The organism is Microbacterium radiodurans (genome assembly GCF_008710705.1).
Classification (GTDB): Bacteria; Actinomycetota; Actinomycetes; order Actinomycetales; family Microbacteriaceae; genus Microbacterium; species Microbacterium radiodurans.
The window spans coordinates 704,738-725,011 of the sequence record NZ_VYRZ01000003.1; the positions used below are offsets into that span (position 1 = coordinate 704,738).

Annotated in this window: 22 protein-coding genes and 1 tRNA gene; 13 read left to right on the forward strand and 10 right to left on the reverse strand. The window is 69.7% G+C overall.

Going from position 1 to position 20,274, the window contains the following annotated elements; genetic code table 11:
• Position 1 precedes the first annotated feature (1 nt).
• Genes mscL through F6B42_RS13605 form a run of 3 tightly spaced genes read right to left on the reverse strand, consistent with a single transcriptional unit; the run spans position 2 to position 1,431 of the window.
• A complete protein-coding gene (mscL, locus tag F6B42_RS13595) occupies positions 2 to 466 on the reverse strand; it encodes a large conductance mechanosensitive channel protein MscL (protein ID WP_150420205.1) in 465 nt (154 codons plus the stop codon).
• Between the two features lie 31 nt (positions 467 to 497).
• Complete coding sequence (locus F6B42_RS13600; protein ID WP_150420206.1) at positions 498 to 821, reverse strand: FmdB family zinc ribbon protein; 324 nt, start codon at positions 819 to 821, stop codon at positions 498 to 500.
• A gap of 13 nt (positions 822 to 834) precedes the next feature.
• Positions 835 to 1,431, reverse strand: coding sequence for a 5-formyltetrahydrofolate cyclo-ligase (locus tag F6B42_RS13605; protein ID WP_150420207.1), 597 nt, complete (start codon positions 1,429 to 1,431; stop codon positions 835 to 837).
• 66 nt (positions 1,432 to 1,497) lie between these two features.
• Between F6B42_RS13605 and galU the strand changes: the two genes are divergently transcribed.
• The 3 genes from galU (at position 1,498) to F6B42_RS13620 (ending at position 4,009) form a co-directional block, all read left to right on the forward strand.
• Entirely contained in the window at positions 1,498 to 2,376 is an 879-nt protein-coding gene (gene galU, locus F6B42_RS13610) for a UTP--glucose-1-phosphate uridylyltransferase GalU (protein WP_150420208.1), read from the forward strand.
• Between the two features lie 19 nt (positions 2,377 to 2,395).
• Complete coding sequence (locus F6B42_RS13615; RefSeq protein WP_150420209.1) at positions 2,396 to 3,043, forward strand: GNAT family N-acetyltransferase; 648 nt, start codon at positions 2,396 to 2,398, stop codon at positions 3,041 to 3,043.
• A gap of 66 nt (positions 3,044 to 3,109) precedes the next feature.
• Positions 3,110 to 4,009: a large exoprotein gene (locus F6B42_RS13620; protein WP_150420210.1), complete on the forward strand. Its 900-nt coding sequence runs from the start codon at positions 3,110 to 3,112 to the stop codon at positions 4,007 to 4,009.
• Positions 4,010 to 4,025: 16 nt separating this feature from the next.
• On the opposite strand, the gene F6B42_RS13625 is transcribed toward F6B42_RS13620, so the two are convergent.
• A complete protein-coding gene (locus F6B42_RS13625; RefSeq protein ID WP_150420211.1) occupies positions 4,026 to 5,219 on the reverse strand; it encodes an amidohydrolase in 1,194 nt (397 codons plus the stop codon).
• 78 nt (positions 5,220 to 5,297) lie between these two features.
• Here F6B42_RS13625 and F6B42_RS13630 point away from each other — a divergent pair.
• Both F6B42_RS13630 and mgtE read left to right on the forward strand, forming a co-directional pair.
• Positions 5,298 to 5,370 (forward strand) — tRNA-Ala (locus F6B42_RS13630).
• 240 nt (positions 5,371 to 5,610) lie between these two features.
• Positions 5,611 to 6,969 (forward strand): magnesium transporter, encoded by a 1,359-nt coding sequence (gene mgtE, locus F6B42_RS13635; protein ID WP_150420212.1) that lies wholly within the window; start codon positions 5,611 to 5,613, stop codon positions 6,967 to 6,969.
• A gap of 397 nt (positions 6,970 to 7,366) precedes the next feature.
• On the opposite strand, the gene F6B42_RS13640 is transcribed toward mgtE, so the two are convergent.
• A complete protein-coding gene (locus F6B42_RS13640; RefSeq protein WP_150420213.1) occupies positions 7,367 to 8,440 on the reverse strand; it encodes a Glu/Leu/Phe/Val dehydrogenase family protein in 1,074 nt (357 codons plus the stop codon).
• A 106-nt stretch (positions 8,441 to 8,546) separates the two neighbouring features.
• Between F6B42_RS13640 and F6B42_RS13645 the strand changes: the two genes are divergently transcribed.
• A complete protein-coding gene (locus tag F6B42_RS13645) occupies positions 8,547 to 9,023 on the forward strand; it encodes a YbaK/EbsC family protein (protein WP_150420214.1) in 477 nt (158 codons plus the stop codon).
• A gap of 20 nt (positions 9,024 to 9,043) precedes the next feature.
• On the opposite strand, the gene F6B42_RS13650 is transcribed toward F6B42_RS13645, so the two are convergent.
• Together F6B42_RS13650 and F6B42_RS13655 are read right to left on the reverse strand one after the other, a co-directional pair.
• Entirely contained in the window at positions 9,044 to 9,517 is a 474-nt protein-coding gene (locus F6B42_RS13650) for a SixA phosphatase family protein (protein WP_150420215.1), read from the reverse strand.
• A gap of 4 nt (positions 9,518 to 9,521) precedes the next feature.
• Complete coding sequence (locus F6B42_RS13655; protein ID WP_150420216.1) at positions 9,522 to 10,802, reverse strand: DUF445 domain-containing protein; 1,281 nt, start codon at positions 10,800 to 10,802, stop codon at positions 9,522 to 9,524.
• A 59-nt stretch (positions 10,803 to 10,861) separates the two neighbouring features.
• Between F6B42_RS13655 and F6B42_RS13660 the strand changes: the two genes are divergently transcribed.
• Positions 10,862 to 11,134 carry a metal-sensitive transcriptional regulator gene (locus tag F6B42_RS13660; protein WP_150420217.1) on the forward strand — a complete coding sequence of 91 codons (273 nt, stop codon included), beginning with the start codon at positions 10,862 to 10,864 and terminating at the stop codon, positions 11,132 to 11,134.
• 153 nt (positions 11,135 to 11,287) lie between these two features.
• Here F6B42_RS13660 and F6B42_RS13665 read toward each other — a convergent pair whose 3' ends face one another.
• Positions 11,288 to 12,457 carry an acyl-CoA dehydrogenase family protein gene (locus F6B42_RS13665; protein WP_150420218.1) on the reverse strand — a complete coding sequence of 390 codons (1,170 nt, stop codon included), beginning with the start codon at positions 12,455 to 12,457 and terminating at the stop codon, positions 11,288 to 11,290.
• 43 nt (positions 12,458 to 12,500) lie between these two features.
• Here F6B42_RS13665 and F6B42_RS13670 point away from each other — a divergent pair, with 43 nt between their 5' ends.
• Positions 12,501 to 12,908: a pilus assembly protein CpaE gene (locus tag F6B42_RS13670; RefSeq protein ID WP_150420219.1), complete on the forward strand. Its 408-nt coding sequence runs from the start codon at positions 12,501 to 12,503 to the stop codon at positions 12,906 to 12,908.
• A 33-nt stretch (positions 12,909 to 12,941) separates the two neighbouring features.
• Here F6B42_RS13670 and F6B42_RS13675 read toward each other — a convergent pair whose 3' ends face one another.
• Positions 12,942 to 14,147: an MFS transporter gene (locus tag F6B42_RS13675; protein ID WP_150420220.1), complete on the reverse strand. Its 1,206-nt coding sequence runs from the start codon at positions 14,145 to 14,147 to the stop codon at positions 12,942 to 12,944.
• Between the two features lie 392 nt (positions 14,148 to 14,539).
• On the opposite strand from F6B42_RS13675, the gene nrdH reads away from it, so the two are divergent.
• The 5 genes from nrdH to F6B42_RS13700 all read left to right on the forward strand — a co-directional run bounded on the left by nrdH (position 14,540) and on the right by F6B42_RS13700 (position 19,883).
• Complete coding sequence (gene nrdH / locus F6B42_RS13680; protein ID WP_150420302.1) at positions 14,540 to 14,773, forward strand: glutaredoxin-like protein NrdH; 234 nt, start codon at positions 14,540 to 14,542, stop codon at positions 14,771 to 14,773.
• Between the two features lie 10 nt (positions 14,774 to 14,783).
• Entirely contained in the window at positions 14,784 to 15,227 is a 444-nt protein-coding gene (gene nrdI, locus F6B42_RS13685; protein ID WP_191089382.1) for a class Ib ribonucleoside-diphosphate reductase assembly flavoprotein NrdI, read from the forward strand.
• Positions 15,197 to 17,365: a class 1b ribonucleoside-diphosphate reductase subunit alpha gene (gene nrdE / locus F6B42_RS13690; RefSeq protein WP_150420222.1), complete on the forward strand. Its 2,169-nt coding sequence runs from the start codon at positions 15,197 to 15,199 to the stop codon at positions 17,363 to 17,365. Before nrdI ends, nrdE begins: the two co-directional genes overlap by 31 nt.
• Before the next feature lie 35 nt (positions 17,366 to 17,400).
• Positions 17,401 to 18,378, forward strand: a complete 978-nt coding sequence (gene nrdF / locus F6B42_RS13695) for a class 1b ribonucleoside-diphosphate reductase subunit beta (protein ID WP_150420223.1) — start codon at positions 17,401 to 17,403, stop codon at positions 18,376 to 18,378.
• Positions 18,379 to 18,713: 335 nt separating this feature from the next.
• A complete protein-coding gene (locus F6B42_RS13700) occupies positions 18,714 to 19,883 on the forward strand; it encodes an RtcB family protein (RefSeq protein ID WP_150420224.1) in 1,170 nt (389 codons plus the stop codon).
• 93 nt (positions 19,884 to 19,976) lie between these two features.
• Here the strand turns inward: F6B42_RS13700 and F6B42_RS13705 are convergent, their stop codons facing one another.
• The gene (locus tag F6B42_RS13705; RefSeq protein ID WP_150420225.1) at positions 19,977 to 20,234 is read right to left on the reverse strand and encodes a hypothetical protein; all 258 of its coding nucleotides are present in this window, start codon (positions 20,232 to 20,234) and stop codon (positions 19,977 to 19,979) included.
• Positions 20,235 to 20,274 lie beyond the last annotated feature (40 nt).

Sequence of the window (20,274 nt, forward strand, 5' to 3'; positions counted from 1 at the left end):
ACTACTGAACGGGGGGCTGCTGATTCCGCGTCGCGGGTGCCGCCGGCGCTGCCGACTCAGCCCGGTTCCGCTCGAGCAGGTCGCGGATCTGGATGAGCAGCTCCTGCTCCGTGGGAAGCTTCGCCGCCTCTTCGACGACGCCGGCCTTCGCGGCCTGGCGCTCCTTCCACTTGTTCATCGGGACGACGAACACGAGATAGACCACGAGCGCGACGGCGAAGAAGCTGATGATCGCGCTGACCAGGGTGCCGAGCGGGAACGTCACCGGATCTCCGTGCACGCCGATCAGGGTCGGGCCGACGGCGCCCGTGTCGGGGTCCGGCTGATAGACCAGCGATACCAGGGGAGTGATGATGCTCGACACGATCGCATTGACGATCGCGGTGAACGCTCCGCCGATGACGACGGCGACCGCCAGGTCGATGACATTGCCGCGCATGATGAAGTCGCGGAAGCCCTTGATCACGGGTGTCCTCCTTCTCCGGCCGGGCCGGTGTCTACGATCCCGCGGGTGCGGGCGAGGACTTCGCCTCCGACGTCGATGATGCCGAAGACGACGACGACGCGCCACCGCCGGACGCGGCGCCCGATGCGCTCGACGAACCGGACGCGTCCGACGAGCCCGACGAACCCGACGAACCCGACGAGCGCGAGTCGGTCCGATAGAAGCCGGCGCCGTTGAAGGTCACGCCGATCGAGCCGTACTGCTTGCGCAGCTCGCCGGAGCACTCCGGGCACACGGTGAGGGCGGAATCGGCGAAGGACTGGACGGCGTCGAAGCGGTGCCCGCAGTTCTTGCAGGCATAGGCGTAGGTGGGCATTGTTCCTCGGCTGTCAGCGCGTCTCGGTGGCGAGGACGACGGTTCGGGTGGGGGTGACGACGCCGTCGACGGGCTGGTCGTGCAGGTCGCGCGGCACCTCGTCGACGAGTTCGGAGTCGAAGACGACAGCGTAGACGGGCGGCGGGTTCTCCATCGAACCCAGCGTCTTGTCGAAGTAGCCCCGGCCCCAGCCCAGCCGCATCCCGCCCGCGTCCACCGCGGCGGCGGGGATGACGAGCAGGTCGACCTCGCTCAGAGCGAGCGGGCTGAGCACCTCGCCGACCGGTTCCGGCAGGCCGAACATCCCGTCGGCGACGGCGCCGCCGGGTTCGGCGACGATCCAATCGAGCAGACCGTCGGTCCGGGTCACCGGGAGGAGGACGCGCACACCGGCGGCGACGGCGGCGTCGACGAAGACGCGGGTGCCGGGCTCGGTGGGGGTGGAGAGGTAGCACGAGAGCGACCTCGCGCCCACCTGCGCGATGAGCCGATCGAGCTGAGAGCGGATGCCGTCGGCCGCGCTCTCGCGAGCGGCATCCGACATCATCGACCGACGCTCCCGCAGCTCCGCCCGGAGCGCGCGCTTGGCGTTGTCGATCGCGTCGGACATGACCCCGATTGTAAACGGTGGGAGTCGCGCGTCTCGCGGAACGCGACCGGTCGATATGGTGGTCCCATGTCTCAGCAGCGCATCAAGGCCGTCATCCCTGCCGCGGGTCTCGGTACCCGCTTCCTTCCCGCGACGAAGGCGATGCCGAAGGAGATGCTGCCGGTCGTCGACAAGCCCGCGATCCAGTACGTCGTCGAAGAGGCGACGCAGGCCGGCATCGACGATGTCCTGATCATCATCGGTCGCAACAAGAACAACCTCTCGAACCACTTCGACTCCGTCCCCGAGCTCGAGCACAACCTCACCCGCAAGGGCGACGACGTCAAGCTCCGCAAGGTGCAGGAGTCGTCCGACCTCGCCGACATCCACTTCGTCCGTCAGGGCGAGCCGAAGGGTCTCGGTCACGCGGTGCTGCGCTCCCGCGCGCACGTCGGCGACTCGAACTTCGCCGTCATGCTCGGCGACGACCTCATCGACGAGCGCGACCCGCTGCTGCCCAAGATGCTCGCCGAGCAGGAGCGCTCTGGTCTCACGGTCGTCGCTCTCATGGAGGTCGATCCCGACCAGATCCATCTGTACGGCGCTGCCGCGGTCGAGCCGACCGACGACCCCGATGTCGTGAAGGTCACGGGCCTGGTCGAGAAGCCGAAGAAGGAGGACGCTCCGTCCAACTACGCCATCATCGGTCGGTACGTGCTCAAGCCGAACGTCTACGAGATCCTCGAACGGACCGAGCCGGGCAAGGGCGGTGAGATCCAGCTGACGGACGCGCTGCAGGAGCTCGCGACCACCGAGGGCGTGCTCGGCGTCGTCTTCCGCGGTCGCCGCTACGACACCGGTGACCGGCTCGACTACATCAAGGCGATCGTGCAGCTGGCGAGCGACCGGGACGACCTCGGTCCCGAGCTCCGCCCCTGGCTGCAGGAATTCGTCGCGACCCTCTGACCCCCCGAACGGACTCTGCGTGGACGAGACTCCACCGCGCCACCACGGACCGGTGGCCATCCGGCTCGTCCGGCCGCGCGACGCGCGCGTCCTGCAGAACGAGCTGCTCTCCAATCGATCGTGGCTCAGCCGCTGGGAGGCGACGAGTCCCGACGGGCCGGTGTCGTTCGACATGCGTCTCGGCATCCGGCGTCTGCTCCAGCAGTACCGTGACGGCGGCAGCATCCCCTTCGTCATGGAGTACAACGGCGAGGTCGCCGGCCAGCTGAACGTCTGGGGCATCGCGCGCGGTTCGCTCTCGTCGGCCACGATCGGGTATTGGGTGAGCGAGCGGTTCGCCGGGCGGGGGATCACTCCCACGGCCGTCGCGCTCGCGACCGACCTGTGCTTCACCGAGATGCGCCTGCACCGCATGGAGATCTGCATCCGCCCCGAGAACACCGCGAGCCTGCGGATCGTCGAGAAGCTCGGCTTCCGCTACGAGGGGCTGCGGCGTCGCTACATCCACATCGACGGCGACTGGCGCGACCACTTCGCCTTCGCGCTCCTCGCCGAGGACGTCCCGGCGGGTGTGCTGCGCCGCTGGCTCGACGGGCGCGTACCGCCCGGAGCCGGTGCGGTGCCCCTCGCGGACCGTCGCGCCGCCGGCATCGAACCTTCAAGCTGAACCCGAACCTCAGACACGCGGGCGCGCTGGCGCGTGTCGTGCCCCGGGCGCTCTAGCGTTGTCCCCATGGGTGGGCAGATCTTCGGCGGCGGCGTCATCGTCCTCGTCGCGGCGGCATTGTGGATGGTCTATCTGCTGCCGAGCTGGCACAGCCGGCACCGCTTCGATGCCGCCGAGCGCAACGCGATCCGCCTGAATCAGGCGCTGCGCGTGCTCGCGGAATCCGCCGAGACGCCGCGTGAGGTGCAGGTCGAGCTCACCGCTCGCACCGCTCTCGCCCAGCAGAAGCTCGCGCGCCGCGTGCAGCACGAGCGCGAGCAGGAGCGCCTCGAGGCCGACCGTCGGCGTCTGGCCGAGGCACGTCGTGAGGCCCGGGTAGCCCGGGCGCAGACCGCCGACCTCCGTCGGTCGCAGACCCGCCGTCGCGTCCGCCTCGGGGCGACCGTCGCGGCTGCGGCATCGCTCGCCCTGGCGGGCTGGGGCGTCTTCCTCGCGATCACCACGGGTGCGAGCATCGTGCTGTGGTCGGCCACCGCGGCCTTCGCCGTCGCCGCGGTCGTGCTGCGTCAGCTGGCCGTCGTGGCGCGTCGCGCGGTCGCCCGTCCCGCCGCGCAGACGGCCCCGCAGGCCGCCGACACCATCGCGGCTGCGCCGCAGCTGCAGGACCTGGCCGTCACCGATGTCCGTCTGACGTGGACGCCGCGCGAACTGCCTCGGCCGCTCACGGCCTCGGCCGGTTCGCAGGCCGCCGCCGTGCTCGACGAGGTCGACGCCCGCGAGGCGCTTCGCCAGGCCGCCGTGACCGAAGCGATCCGCGAGGAGGCCGCGCGTCGCCGGCCCGCGTCGCTCGAGGCGACTCGCGCCGCACGCAGCGCCGAGCCCGACTTCGCGCGGATGGGCGTCGTCGACGATCGCGAGATCGAGGACCACGTGCGTCGGCTGCTGCAGCAGCGCGCTGCCGGCTGACCGGGGCGCGCGCCGCTCATCCCTCGAACAGGACCCGTCCCGCCCCGACGACGAGCCGGCGCGCCGGTGTGCGCACCAGGGCGTCCATCGGGTTCTCGGCGTCGACGAGCACGATGTCGGCCCGATCGCCGACGCGCAGCGCGTTCGGCGCCAGTCCGATGAACGGTGCGGACGCGCCGGTGGCGATGTCGACGACGCGTCGCAGGTCCTCGTCGCGCACGAGGCCGGCGGCGCGGGCGTACTGCCATGCGATGCCGAGCAGATCGCCCGTGCCGTAAGGGCTCCACAGATCGCGGATGCCGTCGGTGCCGAACCCGAGGCGGACCCCCGCGGCATCCAGTTCCGCCAGCGGCAGCTGGGGGAGGCGCAGCGGGGCGACGGTCGTCATCGTGATGTCCTGCGCGGCGAGGGCCGCGAGGAGGTCGGCTCGTCGGTGCGGGTCGACCTGCGCGATCGCGAAGCCGTGCGCGATGTTGACCCTCCCGGCGAGCCCGAGCCGCTCGGTCCGATCGATGATGAGCTCGATCTGGAATGCGCCGAGGTCGGCGGAATCGTGGAGGTGGATGTCGATCCCGACGCCGCGGTCGGCGGCGATCGCGAAGATCCCGTCGAGCTGCCCCACCGGGTCGCGATCGATCGAGGCGGGGTCGAGCCCGCCGATGACGTCCGCGCCGCCGCGAGCCGCCTCGTCGAGCAGGTCGAGCACGCCGGGGCGCCGGAGCACTCCGTCCTGCGGGAACGCCACGATCTGCAGGGCGACGGCCTCGCCGTACGCGGCCGCAGCCTCGCGGACGCACTCGATGCCCCGCTGCGCGACCCCGAGGTCGACGTCGACATGCGAGCGCACCGCCGTCGTGCCGTGACGCACGAACTCGGCGAGCACCCGGGCGGAGGTCTCGACGCTCGGGATCCCGAGCTCGTCGCGACGGGCGCGTTCGTGCTGAATGCGCCCGTCGGTGCCGCCCGCTCCGCCGTACGGCTGCCACGGCAGACCCCACCACGACTTGTCGACGTGCGCGTGGGCGTTCACGAGCCCGGGGAGGGCGAGACGGCCGCATCCGTCGATCGTCCCGGCGTCGGCCGGGGACGCGCATTCCGCCGTCGCGGCGGGGGTCACCGCGACGATGGCGCCGTCTCTGATCGCGAGGTCGCTGGACTCCGCGCCGAGCGGGCGGACGTTGCGGATCAGGGTCACGGCGCGGTGCTGCATCCCTCCATTGTCCGCCCCGTCGCCGGACCGTCGGTGGCGCGGGAGGCCGGTTCCACCGTGATAGTGTGGGGGAGTTCCGGGCCTGTGGCGCAGTTGGTAGCGCGCTTCGTTCGCAATGAAGAGGTCAGGGGTTCGAATCCCCTCAGGTCCACCGAAACCATCGAATGGCTCACCCGCCCGGGTGGGCCATTCGTCGTCACGACGGGCTCGGGCATAGGGTGGTCTGTCGGATGAGCCTCCGAGAACCGGGAAGCGAGGTGAGGTGCTCCATGAGCGGTGATAGTCGCCATCACGAACCCAGCGCCTCGCGCGCGCCCGGCCTGCTCGTCGACTGATCCTCCGAGCGAGGCGGCGCCCGCGTGTGCGCGCCCCCGTCGAGAGGAGAGCTCCCGTGACCCCGGAGCAGATCAACGAACTGACCATCGTCGTCGACGGCATCGCCGCACCGTTGACCCGCGGCGACCTGCCGTCGGCTCGGGCCGCGCTCGCGACCGTCGAGCCGGAGCGGCTCGCCGATGTGCTCGAACGCCTCGACGGGCGGCGACGGGCGGTCGCGTACCGGCTGCTGCCGAAGGACCACGCGCTGCACGTCTTCGAGGACCTCTCGCCCAACCTCCAGGGTGAGCTGATCGGCGACCTGCGCGACGCCGAGGTCGCCCAGATCTTCGCCGACCTCGACCCCGACGACCGGGTCTGGCTCGTCGACGAGCTTCCGGCCTCGCTGGCGTCCCGACTCATGCGCGGGCTGCCGGGCCGCGAGCGGGAGATGACCGCAGCCGTCCTCGGGTACCGTCGCGGCTCGATCGGCCGGCGGATGAGCCCGGAGTTCGTGTCGCTGCCCGAGACCGCCACGGCCGCCGTCGCGCTCGCGCGCGTCCGGTCCCGCCTCGACGACGCCGAGACGGTGTACACACTGCCGGTGGTGGATGCCGGGCGCCGCGTGATCGGCGTCGTGAGCCTCCGCGATCTGCTGCGCGCCGGGCCGGACGCCCCGATCGGCGAGCTGATGCAGCCGGCGCAGACGGCCGGCGTGGACGACGACGCCGAGAGCGCGGCGCGGCGCTGCACCGATCGGGGGCTTCTGGCGCTGCCGGTGGTCGACAGCGAGGAGCGGCTCGTCGGCATCCTCACGGTCGATGACGCGGCGCGCATCCTCGAGCACGAGGAGAGCGAGGATGCAGCTCGTCAGGGCGGCGCCGAGCCGCTTCGCCGGCCGTACCTGTCTACTCCCATCGCGCAGATCGTCCGGTCGCGGGTGGTGTGGCTGCTCGTCCTCGCGGTCGGGGCGACCCTCACCGTCCAGGTGCTGTCGGTGTTCGAGGCGACCCTCGAGCAGATCACGGTGCTCGCTCTGTTCGTGCCGCTCCTCATCGGCACGGGCGGCAACACCGGCAATCAGGCGGCGACCACCGTGACGCGTGCGCTCGCGCTCGGCGACGTCCGCACCCGGGACGTGCTGCGGGTGCTCGGACGCGAGGTGCGGGTGGGTCTCATGCTCGGCGGCATCCTCGGGACCATCGGCTTCGCGGTGACGAGCCTCGTCTACGATCCGCTCATCGGCACGGTGATCGGTGCGACCCTCCTCGCGGTCTGCACGATGGCCGCGACGGTCGGCGGCGCCATGCCCCTCGTGGCGCGCGCCATCCGCGTCGACCCGGCCGTGTTCTCCAACCCGTTCATCACCACGTTCGTCGACGCCTCGGGTCTCGTGCTGTACTTCCTCATCGCCCGGGCCGTCCTGCAGATCTGACCCGCCGCGGCCTCCTGCTCCGGTTCCGGCTCCGGCTGCGGTTCCGGCTCCGGCTCCGGCTCCGGTTCCGGGATGCAAGGCATCGTGCGCGACGCGCCGGCGTGGATGCCGCCGAACCGGCGCGCCGGTTCGCCGGCGTGGATGCCGCCGAACCGGCGCGCCGGCCATGATCCGTTGCATCCCGGTACGAGCCGGGCGGGGATCGAATCTCGGCTCGGTTGCTCGCCCGCTGGTGTCGGGTCGCATGTGCCTCAGCCCGCCGCCGGCTCCGGCTCCGGTGCCGGGATGCAAGGCATCGTGCGCGACGCGCCGGTTCGGATGCCGCCTAGGCGGCGCGCCGGCCATGATCCCTTGCATCCCGGTACGAGCCGGGCGGCCCCGCGCACTCGCGGGAGGGTCAGACGAGGGCCTCGCGGGCTGCTCCGACGGCGAGTCGCTCGGCGGCGAGCGACTCCGCGGCGGCGAGCGGGGTCGAACCGCGGGCATCCGCTTCGTCGAAGATCCGTCGGACGGTATCCCCGATCGCCGTGACGCGCGTCATGATCTCGGCGCGGCTGCCGCGGTGCTCGGCGGCGAGGTCGAGCCAGATGACACCGCCGGCGTTCACGACGAAGTCGGGAGCGTAGAGGATGCCGCGCGCAGCCAGCCGCTCCGCTCCGGAGTGATGCGCGAGCGGGTTGTTCGCCGGGCCGCACACGGCGCGGGCGGCGAGCTCGTCGATGACCTCGTCGGTCAGCACGCCGCCGATTCCGGCGGGGACGAAGACGTCGGCCTCGATCCGGTGCGCCTCGCTCGGCTCCACCCACGTGGCGCCGAGGTCGGCCGCGAGCGCGCGCTTGGCCGGATCGACGTCGGTGACGGTGAGCACGGCGCCCTCGGCGGCGAGCTGGAGGGCGAGGCGGCTGCCGACCTGACCGAGTCCGGCGATCGTGATGCGGCGCCCCGCCGCCGACTCCGCGCCGGCGGCACGCTCCAGCGTCGCGAGCAGCGCCGCGTGCACGCCCACGCTCGTGGGGCCGGCGGGCTCGCCCGAGCCGCCGACGCGGTCGGGGAGGCCGACCACGTGACGGGTCCGTTCGCTCACGACGAGCATGTCCTCGGTCGTGGAGCCGACGTCCTCCGCCGTCCGGTACGAGCCGCCGAGGGTCTCGACGGCGTCGCCGAGGTCGAGGTAGGCGGCGCGCCGCCGCTCGCCGGCCAGCACGGTGCCCTCGGGCAGCCCGATCACGGCCTTGCCGCCTCCCGCGTCGAGCCCGGCCGCGGCGTTCTTCAGCGTCATCGCGGCCGAGAGGCGCAACGCGTCCTGGAGCGCGTGGCTCCAGTCGGGATAGGTCCAGGCGCGGGCGCCGCCGAGCGCGGGGCCGAGCGTCGAGGAGTGGAGCGCGACGGCGATGAACAGGCCGCTCCGGCGCCCCGTGATCACCTCCACCCGCTCGTGGGTGAAATCGGGCAGGGGCAGGGCGTGCGTCATCGCGGTCCTCTTCCGGCGGAGCCTCGTGGGCTCGTGCTCTTCGGATGCCGCGGCGTTGCGGCATCCGGGTCCATTGTGCACCCGCGGCCGCCCCTAGGGTGGGACCGTGAGCGAACATCTGCCGTCCCGCAGCCGCCTCGTCCACGACGCGCTGCGCGCCGCCGGCATCCGGGGGGAGATCATCGTCCTGCCCGATGCCGCTTCGACCGCGGCCCTCGCCGCCGCGGCTCTCGACGTCGAGGTCGGCGCGATCGCGAACAGCCTCGTCTTCTGGTCCGACGGCGAGCCGCTGCTCGTGATGACGAGCGGTGCGCATCGCGTCGACACGGCGGCCCTCGCACGGCGGCTCGGACGCGGCGAGATCCGGCGGGCGAGCATCGACCAGGTGCGCGCCGCGACGGGACAGGCGATCGGGGGCGTCGCGCCGACCGGGCATCCCACGCCCGTCGCGACGATCGTCGACGAGGACCTCTCCCGCTATCCGCGCATCTGGGCGGCCGGCGGCACCCCGCACACCGTCTTCCCGCTCACCTTCGCCGAGCTGGTGTCGCTCACCGGCGGCGAGGTCGCGAGCGTCGTCTGAGGATCCCCCGAGGGGCCACGTCAGGCGCGCGGGCTGTCGAACGACCAGGCGTCGGGATCGGTCGCGGACGCGACGTCCCAGTCGTCGGTGTCCCACGTGAAGGTCGCGACGCCGCATGTCGGCATCTGGCCGATCCGTCCGCCCGAGAGCTCCTCGGCCAGCACCGTCATGCCGGGGTCGTGGGCGACCAGCAGCACCGCGTTCATTCCGCTCGCGGCGGCGGTGTCGCGCAGACGTCGTCCGCCCGCGCCGTAGAGCTCGGGGATGTGGTCGACGGGCAGGCCGAGCGCCTCGCCGAAGGAGGCCGCGGTCTCGCGCGCGCGGAGCGCCGTCGACGCGAGGATGCGGTCGACGCGGACGCCCGCATCGACGACACGCCGCGCCATCTCGGGGGCGTCGCGTCGTCCGCGCGCGTTGAGCGGCCGCTCGTGGTCGTCGAGACCGGGGGAGCCCCAGTCGCTCTTGGCGTGGCGCACGAGGATCAGAGTGGTCACGGCGTCATCCTCCCGTTCCGTAGACCGCATGGGCGATGGCGAAGATGACGAGTCCCGCGAGCGAACCCACGATCGTGCCGTTCAGGCGGATGTACTGCAGGTCGCGTCCGACCATGAGCTCGATCTTCTCGGTCGTCTCCTGCGCGTCCCAGCGCTCGACGGTGTCGGTGATGATCGAGGCGATATCGGAGCGGTGGCGGTCGACCAGCACGGCCGCGGCCTCGGTCACGCGAGCGTCGATCCGCTGCTGCAGCGCCGCGTCGCGCGTCAGGCGATCGCCGACCTCGACGAGGGCCGCGGTCACGCGGCGGCGGAGCGGACTCTCCGGATCGCCGAGGGCGCGGACGAGCCCCGCTTTCGCGGTTCCCCAGGCCTCGGCGGCCAGCGCCCGCACCCGCGGGCTGTCGAAGACGGCGGCCTTGGCGCTCTCGAGGCGCGCGGATGTCTCGGTGTCGCCCTGCAGGTCGCCCGCGAGGCGCTGGAGGTAGCCGTCGACAGCGCGGCGCGCCTGATGATCGGGATCGGCGCGCACCGCGCCGACGAAGGTGAGGGCCTCGCGGTACACGGTGTCGTCGACGAGACGCGTGGCGACGGAGGGGACCCAGGAGGGCAGCCGCCGCGAGACGAGGCCGGTGAACACCGACCGGTTGGCGGTGAGCCAGCGTTCGATGTTGTCGATCGCGAGGTCGACGGCACCGTGGTGACCGCCGGACTCGACGACGCGATCGAGCCAGCCCCCGAGTGCAGGACCCCACGACGGGGCGAGCAGATGCTCGCGGGCGAGGTCCTCGAGAAGGTCCTGCACCTCGTCGTCGCTCAGCGCGTTCAGGATGCCGGCCGCCGCCGACGAGGCCTCGGTCGAGACGCGCTCGGCGTTCCGCGGCTGCTGCAGCCAGGCTCCCAGGCGCGCCGCGATTCCGATCGACTCGAGCTTGCCCCGCACGACTCCCGAGGCGAGGAAGTTCGTCTCGACGAACTCCCCGAGCGTCCGCCCGATCTCGTCCTTGCGCCGCGGGATGATCGCCGTATGGGGGATCGGGATGCCGAGCGGATGCCGGAACAGGGCCGTCACGGCGAACCAGTCCGCCAGCGCGCCCACCATGCCGCCTTCGGCGGCCGCCCGGACGTACCCGAAGGCGGGGATCGTCTGCTGCAGCGGGAACGAGATCGCGAACACGACGGCCATGAAGACGAGCGCCCCGAGAGCCACGGCCTTCATGCGACGCAGACCCGCGCGGCGCGCCTGGTCGGCGGGGGTCAGGTGATCGGTCGGCGTGCGGGCCATCCGGTCATCCTCGCATGCGGTTCGAGCCGGGCGGGGCGGGTTGCGCGTAGTCTGACCGCGTGATCGACGACATCCAGAAGCGGGCGCTGCGCCGCACGAGCATCCTTGAGGGACAGGTCCGGGGACTCGCTCGGATGATCGAGAACGAGGACTACTGCATGGACATCATCGCCCAGTCCCGGGCGATCCAGAAGGCACTCGCCTCGCTCGACAAGCTGCTGATCGAGAACCACCTCCGCACCCACGTCACCCACATGTTCGAAAGCGGCGGCGAGCAGCGCGAGCAGGCCGTCGCCGAGCTCCTGAAGGCCTACGACCTCGAGACCCGCTGACCCCCGTCCACCTCCCTCCCCTCCCTTCCCTTCCCTTCCCTCCCTTCCCCTCCCTCCCTTCCTCCCGTCGACTCGCCAAGAAGCGCGGGTCCAGCCGGGTCGCGACCCGCAATTCGTGGCGAGTCGACGGCCGGGTCGGGGGGGGGTAGGGGGTCAGGGGGCGAGCGGGCCCAGCCAGGCGGTGGCGACGGTGCTGTGCGCGGACTCGGGGTCCGAGGGGTGGAACATGCCGGCGAGGACGTCGCGATACAGGCGGCCGAGCTCCGACCGGGTGAAGTACGACGAGCCGCCGGCGACCAGCATCCCCTCGTCGACGATCGCCTTCGCGGCGGTGACGGCGCGGTGCTTGAGCCCGCTGAGCTTCGCGAACCACAGCGCACCATGGTCGACCCGGTCATCGAGGTCGTCGGCGATCGAGGCGAGCTGGGGGAGCAGACCGTCGTAGGCCAGCGCCATCTCGGCGACCCGCCAGCGGATGTCGGGGTCCTGACTGTAGCTGCGGCCTGTCTTCTTCGAGGTGCGCGCGTGCGCCGTCTCGACGGCGAGGTCGAGCGCGCGTCGGGCGACGCCGGTGTAGACGGATGCCAGGAGCAGCTCGAACACGGCGAAGATGCCGAAGACGAGGGGGTCGGGCGAGGGGCCCGGGGCGAGCCGGCGGACGATGCGCTCCGGCGGGGCGACGGCGCCGTGCAGCTCGGTCGTGCGCGACTGCGTGCCGCGCATCCCGACCGTGTCCCAGTCCTCGCGCGCGGTCACCGCATCGCTGCGCGGGACGAACCCGAACACGAGCTGCGGGGCGTCGTCGCTCGTGGTGTCGAGCCCGTGGAGTCCGAGGTGGTCCCACACCGGCGACAGCGACGTGAAGATCTTGGTGCCGGTGAAGGCGTACCCGCCGTCCGGGCGGGGAGCGGCATCCGTGTCGCTTCCGAACAGCACGAGGTCGTTTCCGGCCTCGCTGATGCCGAACGCGAAGACCTCGCCGCCCGCTGCGCCCTGCTGGACGAACCGCAGCGCATCGTCGCCGCGGTCCGCGAGCACCTTCGCCACGCCCGTCCACACGAGGTGCATGTTCACCGCGAGGGCGGTGGCGGGGGCCGCGCCGGCGAGACGCTGCTGCAGGATCGACGCCTCGGCCAGGGAGAGGCCGGCGCCGCCGAGGCGCTCGGGAAGGAGGATCGCGAGATACCCTGCGGCGCGCAGCTCCGCGAGGTCCTCGTCGGGGAACGCGTTGGCAGCGTCCACGGCGGCGGCTCGCCCGCGGATGCGCTCGATGAGGTCGTCGGGAAGATGCCGGGTCGGGTCGAAGGCGCTCACGGCTTCCATTCTGCTCCGCGCCGTGCGCCTCCGGGCGGGAGAGGATGGGGGCATGATCTCGACCGACGCCGCCCTCGCTCTCCGCGACGCGGGGCTCGTGTGGCATCCGACCTCCGGCGACCGATTCCAGCTGAACGAGCCCGAGTTCGACGCCGACGTCTTCACCGTGAGCGAGATGACGATCGAGCCGCGCCGCTACCCGACCGGGACGATCCTCGCCTTCAACGGCACGACGGAATGGGCCCTCGACTCGGTTGCGCTCGACGAGGCGCTGTGGCTGCCCCGCGAGGACCAGCTGCGCGAGCTCCTGCGGGCGGGGTTCCGCAGCCTCACCCGCCTCGCCGACACCCACCGCGTCGAGATCGAGTTCGCCGGCGAGTCCCTGGCGTTCGAGCATCCGCAGCCCGAGGACGCGTACGCCGCGGCGGTGCTGGCGATGCTGCAGCGAGTCCGCGGCTGATCGAGGGCGTTGCCCGGCGGCGCCGAGCGCCGATCACGTGATGGTGTGCACCGGCTCGGTGTCGGGGATCGGCGACGAGTCTCGTCCGCGCAGGTCGGGGAACCACCTGACGCATGCTGCCGCGACGCCCAGGCCCACACCGGCGAAGAGCGTCCCGGCGATGTACGCGCCCTGCGGGCCGACGCCGTCGATGAGGAAGCCGGCGACGGCGGATCCGGCGGCTGCGCCGATGAGCTGGCCGGTGCCGATCCATCCGTAGGCCTCGGCCGTCTCGCTGAACTTCACACTCGCCGAGGTGATGGCGAACATGACCGCGAGCGCCGGCGCGATGCCGATGCCGGCGATGAGCAGCGAGCCGCCGAGCCACCAGGCGTTGAGCGAGAAGATCGTCGCGGTCAGTCCGACGGTCACGATCAGGAACCGGCGGGCCATGGCCCAGCGTCCGATCGGGATGTGCCCGAACGACAGTCCGCCGGCGAGGCTTCCGACGGCGAAGACGGCCAGCACGAGGCCCGACTCGAGGCCGCTGTGGCCGAACGACGCCACCACCCCGGCCTCGACCGCCGAGCAGGCGCCGATCAGGAGGAAGCCGGTCGCCGTCGCGAGCATCACCGGCGGCTTGACGAGCACGCGTCCGAGCGCCCGGCGGCTGCGCGGGATGCGGACCCGACCGAGCTCGGGCGACATGATGAACCACGCTCCGCCGCCGATGAGGATCACGACGACCAGCAGAAGGCCGGGAACGGTTCCCGCCTGCAGCGCGACGAACGTGATGAGGACCGGCGCGATGATCCAGATGATCTCCTGCAGCGACGCGTCGAGCGAGAACAGCGGCGTCAGCTGCCGCGAGGTCACCATCTTCGGGTAGATGGTGCGCACCGCCGACTGCACCGGCGGGGTCGAGAGCCCCGCGACGAACCCCAGGACCATGTAGAGGGGGAGGGGAAGGGTGAGCAGCGCGAGCAGGGCGATCGCGGTGGCGCACACTGCGAGGGTGAGCGTGAGGACGCGCCGCATCCCCCAGACGCCCATCCATCGGCTCGTCACCGGTCCCGCGATCGCCTGCCCGACTGAGGTGGCCGCCAGGACCAGACCGGCCGCCCCGTAGGAGCCGGTCACGTGCTCGATGTGGAGCAGGACGGCGAGGCTCGTCATCCCGTTCGGAAAGCGCGCGGTCAACTGTGCGGCGATGATGCGCGCGACACCCGGTGTGCGCAGCAGTTCTCCGTATCCCGCCACCCTCCAACGCTAGTCACTCCGAGGGCGTCGCGGCGACATCCCCGCCGACGGATGCGACACGCCGACGACACGCCGGGGCGGCCGGATCCGTCCGAATCGGATGTCGGTGGGCGGTCGTAGCGTGCTCCCTGTGGACAGATCCGGGCCGACGCGCCGGAAGCCGCGTGATCACGGCTCAGTCGTGACGGCGAGCACTGCCCGCGGCTGTGGATGAAACGGTGGACAAGATGTGTCGTACCTGGGGAGAGCGGGGGAAAACTACAGACTTGTAACTACTACCCCTTGTGGTGCGCCCCGATGTCGGCACCCATATGTAGTATTGGACTCCCGGCGGATCCCCGCCGAGGGATGCGCTTCCAGAAGCGCGAGAAGTGAAGGGAATCACACTCGACATGGCGATCACGGTCTACACCAAGCCCTCCTGCGTGCAGTGCAACGCGACCTACCGTGCGCTGGACTCGAAGGGCATCGAATACGACGTCCTCGACCTCTCCGAGGACCCGGCGGCTCTCGAGCACGTCAAGTCGCTCGGCTACCTGCAGGCGCCCGTCGTCGTCACCGACGAGGACCACTGGTCGGGCTTCCGTCCCGACAAGATCGACGAGCTCGCCGCCCGCTTCGCGTAATCCCATGAGCATGGCGGTCGCGACGCGGGCGCCCCTGCTCGTCTACTTCTCGAGCGTCTCGGGCAACACCGCGCGATTCATCGACAAGCTCGGTCTCCGGGCGCTCCGCATCCCCCTGCACTCCTCGTCCGATCCCCTCGTGATCGATGAGCCGTTCGTGCTCGTGACCCCCACCTACGGCGGGGGTCAGGGGCGCGGCGAAGAGAAGGGCGCGGTGCCCAAACCGGTCGTCCGCTTCCTGAACGACGCACGCAACCGCACTCTGCTCCGAGGAGTCATCTCCACGGGCAACACGAATTTCGGCGAGTCGTACTGCCTCGCCGGCGACATCATCAGCCGCAAGTGCTCCGTGCCGCACTTGGACAAGGTGGAACTGTTCGGCACGCCAGAAGACGTCGAGCGCGTGAGCGCAGGATTGGAACGATGGTGGAATCAGCACTGGAAAAGGCCTTGACCGACAACGACTTCAAGGTCGACCTGCGCTTCGACGGGCTCGATTACCACGCCCTGAACGCGATGCTCAACCTGTACGGCGCCGACGGCAAGATCCAGTTCGACGCCGACAAGCGCGCCGCGCGGGAGTACTTCCTGCAGCACGTGAACCAGAACACCGTCTTCTTCCACTCGCTCAAGGAGCGCCTCGATTACCTCGTCGAGAAGGAGTACTACGAGCCGGCCGTCATCAAGAAGTACTCGCTCGAGTTCATCCAGCAGCTCAACGACTTCGCGTACGGCAAGAAGTTCCGCTTCGAGACCTTCCTCGGCGCCTTCAAGTACTACACGAGCTACACGCTCAAGACCTTCGACGGCAAGCGCTACCTCGAGCGATTCGAGGACCGCGTCGTCATGACGGCCCTCGGTCTCGCGGACGGCGACGAGGCCCTCGCGACCCGGATCGTCGACGAGGTCATCTCCGGTCGTTTCCAGCCGGCGACCCCGACGTTCCTCAACACCGGCAAGGCCCAGCGCGGCGAGCTCGTCTCCTGCTTCCTGCTGCGCATCGAAGACAACATGGAGTCGATCGCCCGCGGCATCAACTCCGCTCTCCAGCTGTCTAAGCGCGGCGGCGGCGTCGCATTGCTGCTGTCGAACATCCGCGAGGCCGGCGCGCCGATCAAGCAGATCGAGAACCAGTCGTCGGGCATCATCCCCGTCATGAAGCTGCTCGAAGACAGCTTCAGCTACGCCAACCAGCTCGGTGCCCGCCAGGGCGCAGGCGCGGTGTACCTGTCGGCGCACCACCCCGACATCCTGAAGTTCCTCGACACCAAGCGCGAGAACGCCGACGAGAAGATCCGCATCAAGACGCTCTCGCTCGGTGTCGTCATCCCCGACATCACCTTCGAGCTCGCGCGCAACGGCGAGGACATGTATCTCTTCTCGCCGTACGACGTCGAGAAGGTCTACGGGATTCCCTTCGGCGACATCTCGGTCACCGAGAAGTACCGCGAGATGGTCGACGACGCCCGCATCAAGAAGACGAAGATCAACGCCCGCGAGTTCTTCCAGACTCTCGCGGAGATCCAGTTCGAGTCGGGTTATCCGTACATCATGTTCGAGGACACGGTGAACAAGGCCAACCCGATCAAGGGCCGGATCAACATGTCGAACCTGTGCTCGGAGATCCTGCAGGTCAACACCCCGACGACCTACAACGAGGACCTGTCCTACAGCCAGATCGGCAAGGACATCTCCTGCAACCTCGGGTCGATGAACATCGCCCTCGCGATGGACGGCAAGGACCTCGCTCAGACGGTGGAGACCAGCATCCGCGCCCTCACCGCGGTCAGCGACCAGAGCCACATCCGCTCGGTCCGCTCGATCGAGGACGGCAACGACCGCTCGCACGCGATCGGCCTCGGCCAGATGAACCTGCACGGCTACCTCGCCCGTGAGCACGTCCACTACGGCTCCGACGAGGGCATCGATTTCACGAACATCTACTTCTACACGGTGCTGTTCCACGCCCTGCAGGCGTCGAACAAGATCGCGATCGAGCGGGCGTCGGCGTTCGAGGGCTTCGCCGACTCGACCTACGCGTCGGGGGAGTTCTTCGACAAGTACATCGAGCAGGAGTGGGCTCCGCAGACCGACAAGGTGAAGGGTCTGTTCGACGGCATCCACATCCCGACGCAGGACGACTGGCGCGAGCTGAAGGCGTCGATCCAGCAGCACGGCATCTACAACCAGAACCTGCAGGCGGTGCCGCCGACCGGCTCGATCTCGTACATCAACAACTCGACGTCGTCGATCCACCCGATCGCGTCGAAGATCGAGATCCGCAAGGAAGGCAAGCTCGGCCGCGTCTACTACCCGGCCCCCTTCATGACGAACGACAACCTCGAGTACTACGAGGACGCGTACGAGATCGGCTACGAGAAGGTCATCGACACGTACGCCGCCGCCACGCAGCACGTCGACCAGGGCCTGTCGCTGACGCTGTTCTTCAAAGACACGGCCACCACCCGCGACATCAACAAGGCGCAGATCTACGCTTGGCGCAAGGGCATCAAGACGATCTACTACATCCGCCTGCGTCAGATGGCACTCGAGGGCACCGACATGTCCGAGTGCGTCAGCTGCATGCTCTGACGGATGCCGGAACCCGAACCAGGAATCGAAGCGACATGACCCCTGAACCGCTCAAGCTCGTCGACCACGTGCAGGCGATCAACTGGAACCGCATCCAGGACGATAAGGACCTCGAGGTCTGGAACCGTCTGGTGAACAACTTCTGGCTGCCCGAGAAGGTGCCGCTGTCCAATGACATCCAGTCGTGGAACACACTCACCCCCGACGAGCAGACTCTCACGATGCGCGTGTTCACGGGGCTGACGCTCCTCGACACGATCCAGGGCACCGTCGGCGCCGTCTCGCTGATCCCCGACGCGATCACCCCGCACGAGGAGGCCGTCTACACGAACATCGCGTTCATGGAGTCGGTGCACGCGAAGAGCTACTCGTCGATCTTCTCCACGCTCGCCTCGACGCCCGAGATCGACGACGCGTTCCGCTGGTCGGTCGAGAACCCGAACCTTCAGAAGAAGGCCTCGATCGTCATGGATTACTACCGTGGCGACGAGCCGCTCAAGCGCAAGGTCGCCTCGACCCTGCTCGAGTCGTTCCTCTTCTACTCGGGGTTCTACCTGCCGCTGCACTGGTCGGCGAAGGCGAAGCTGACGAACACAGCCGACATCATCCGCCTCATCATCCGCGACGAGGCCGTGCACGGCTACTACATCGGCTACAAGTTCCAGAAGGGCATGGAGAAGCTCACCCAGCCCGAGCGCGACGAGATCAAGGACTACACGTTCTCGCTCCTGTACGAGCTCTACGACAACGAGGTCCAGTACACGCAGGACCTCTACGACGCCGTCGGTCTGACCGAGGACGTCAAGAAGTTCCTGCACTACAACGCCAACAAGGCGCTGATGAATCTCGGCTTCGAGGCGATGTTCCCCGCGACGGTGACGAACGTGAACCCCGCGATCCTGTCTGCCCTGTCGCCGAACGCCGACGAGAACCACGACTTCTTCTCGGGGTCGGGCTCGTCGTACGTCATCGGCAAGGCCGAGGCCACCGAAGACGAGGACTGGGACTTCTGATCTGAATCGCGCGAAAGTGGCGCGTTCTGCGGGCTCGCCTCGGCGATACCCGCGGAACGCGCCACTTTCGTCGTTGACCCAGCGCGCCCGCGCCCGTAGTGTTGCGAGGCTGCGCGAATCCGCACAGCGTCACCGGAGGACGGCATGACCATGCGCGACGAGCGCCTGTTCGCAGCGGACCTGGACCAGTTCCAGCTCCGCAATGAGCCGTACCCTCCGGTGCGAGACGTCTGACACCGCCACTGTCAGAACGCCCCGCACCGCACAGGTCCGGGGCGTTCGTGTGTTCCTCTCCATGCGCCCGATCCCGGACCGCCATCACAAGGAAAGGGACCATGGAGAAGCTCTCGAACAGGCTCCTGTCGTGGGCGAGCATCATCGATGAGAAGACTCTCGATCAGGCTCGCACCGCGTCGGGCATGCCGTTCATCCACCCGCACCTGGCGCTCATGCCGGATGCGCACCTCGGCAAGGGGGCGACCGTCGGCTCGGTCATCCCGACGCTCGGCGCGATCATGCCGGCTGCCGTCGGAGTCGACATCGGATGCGGCATGATCGCCGTCCGGACGCAGTTCACGAAGTCGCAGCTGATCGGCCGCGACCTCGGCGGGCTGCGCGAGCAGATCGAGCGGGCGATTCCGCTGTCGGCCGGTCGCGACAACCGCAAGATCGTCGCGACCGCCGAGCCGCGCATCGCCGAGCTGGAGGAGCTCGCCGAGAGAAGCGAGTTCGACCCCGCCCGCTACGCCGGGCATTGGCGGAACCAGCTCGGATCGCTCGGCTCGGGCAACCACTTCATCGAGGTCTCGGTGGACGAGATGGACGCGGTCTGGATGTTCCTGCACTCGGGCTCGCGTGGAGTGGGCAACAAGGTCGCGACGCACCACATCGGTGTCGCTCAGCGCCTCGCGAAGCAGTGGTGGATCGACCTGCCGGACCCCGACCTGGCCTACCTCGTCGAGGGGACAGAGGAGTTCCGGCGCTACATCCGCGAGCTCCGGTGGGCCCAGCACTTCGCGCTGCTCAACCGCGAGGAGATGATGGACCGCGTCACTCGTCAGCTGTCCGAGACGATGGGGGCCGACGTCGAGGAGCTCGAGCGAATCAACTGCCACCACAACTTCACCGAGAGCGAGAAGCACTTCGGGAAGCAGGTGTGGGTGTCCAGGAAGGGCGCGATCCAGGCGGATGCCGGTCGGCCCGGCCTCATCCCGGGATCGATGGGAACGGCGTCCTACGTCGTATCGGGACTCGGCAACCCGCTGTCGCTCAACTCGTCGCCTCACGGTGCCGGACGTGAGTACTCGCGGTCGGCGGCGCGGCGCACGTTCACCCGTGATCAGCTGCGCGAGGCGATGGTCGGCATCGAGTTCCGCGACACCGATGCCTTCATCGACGAGATCCCGCAGGCGTACAAGCCCATCGACCGGGTGATGGAGGACGCCGCCGAGCTCGTCGAGATCCGACACACGCTGCGTCAGCTCGTCAACGTGAAGGGCGACTGAAGCTCAGCGGACAGCCATGTGAAGGTGGCGCGTTCCGCGGGATCGCACCGGCGATACCCGCAGGACGCGCCACCTTCGCCGGGCGGTACGGCCTCACTCGAGCGTGCGGAGTGCGGCATCCGCTCGCTCGGCGGCGTTGCGGCGCAGGATGCCGTGGACGATGAGCACCGCGCCGACGCCGAGGCCGATCAGCGCCGGCAGAGCGGCCGAGGCCGACATCGCCAGCACGAATACGGCGATCGCCACCCCGACGGAGCCGAGAGCGATGAAGAGCGCACCGACGAGCTTCTCGCGGTCGATGCTCAGACGCGCGACGACACGGGATGCTGCTGCTTTGAGATCGGGCGACATGCTCACACGCTAGCGGCGACGCGCGGCCCATGCGGAGGGG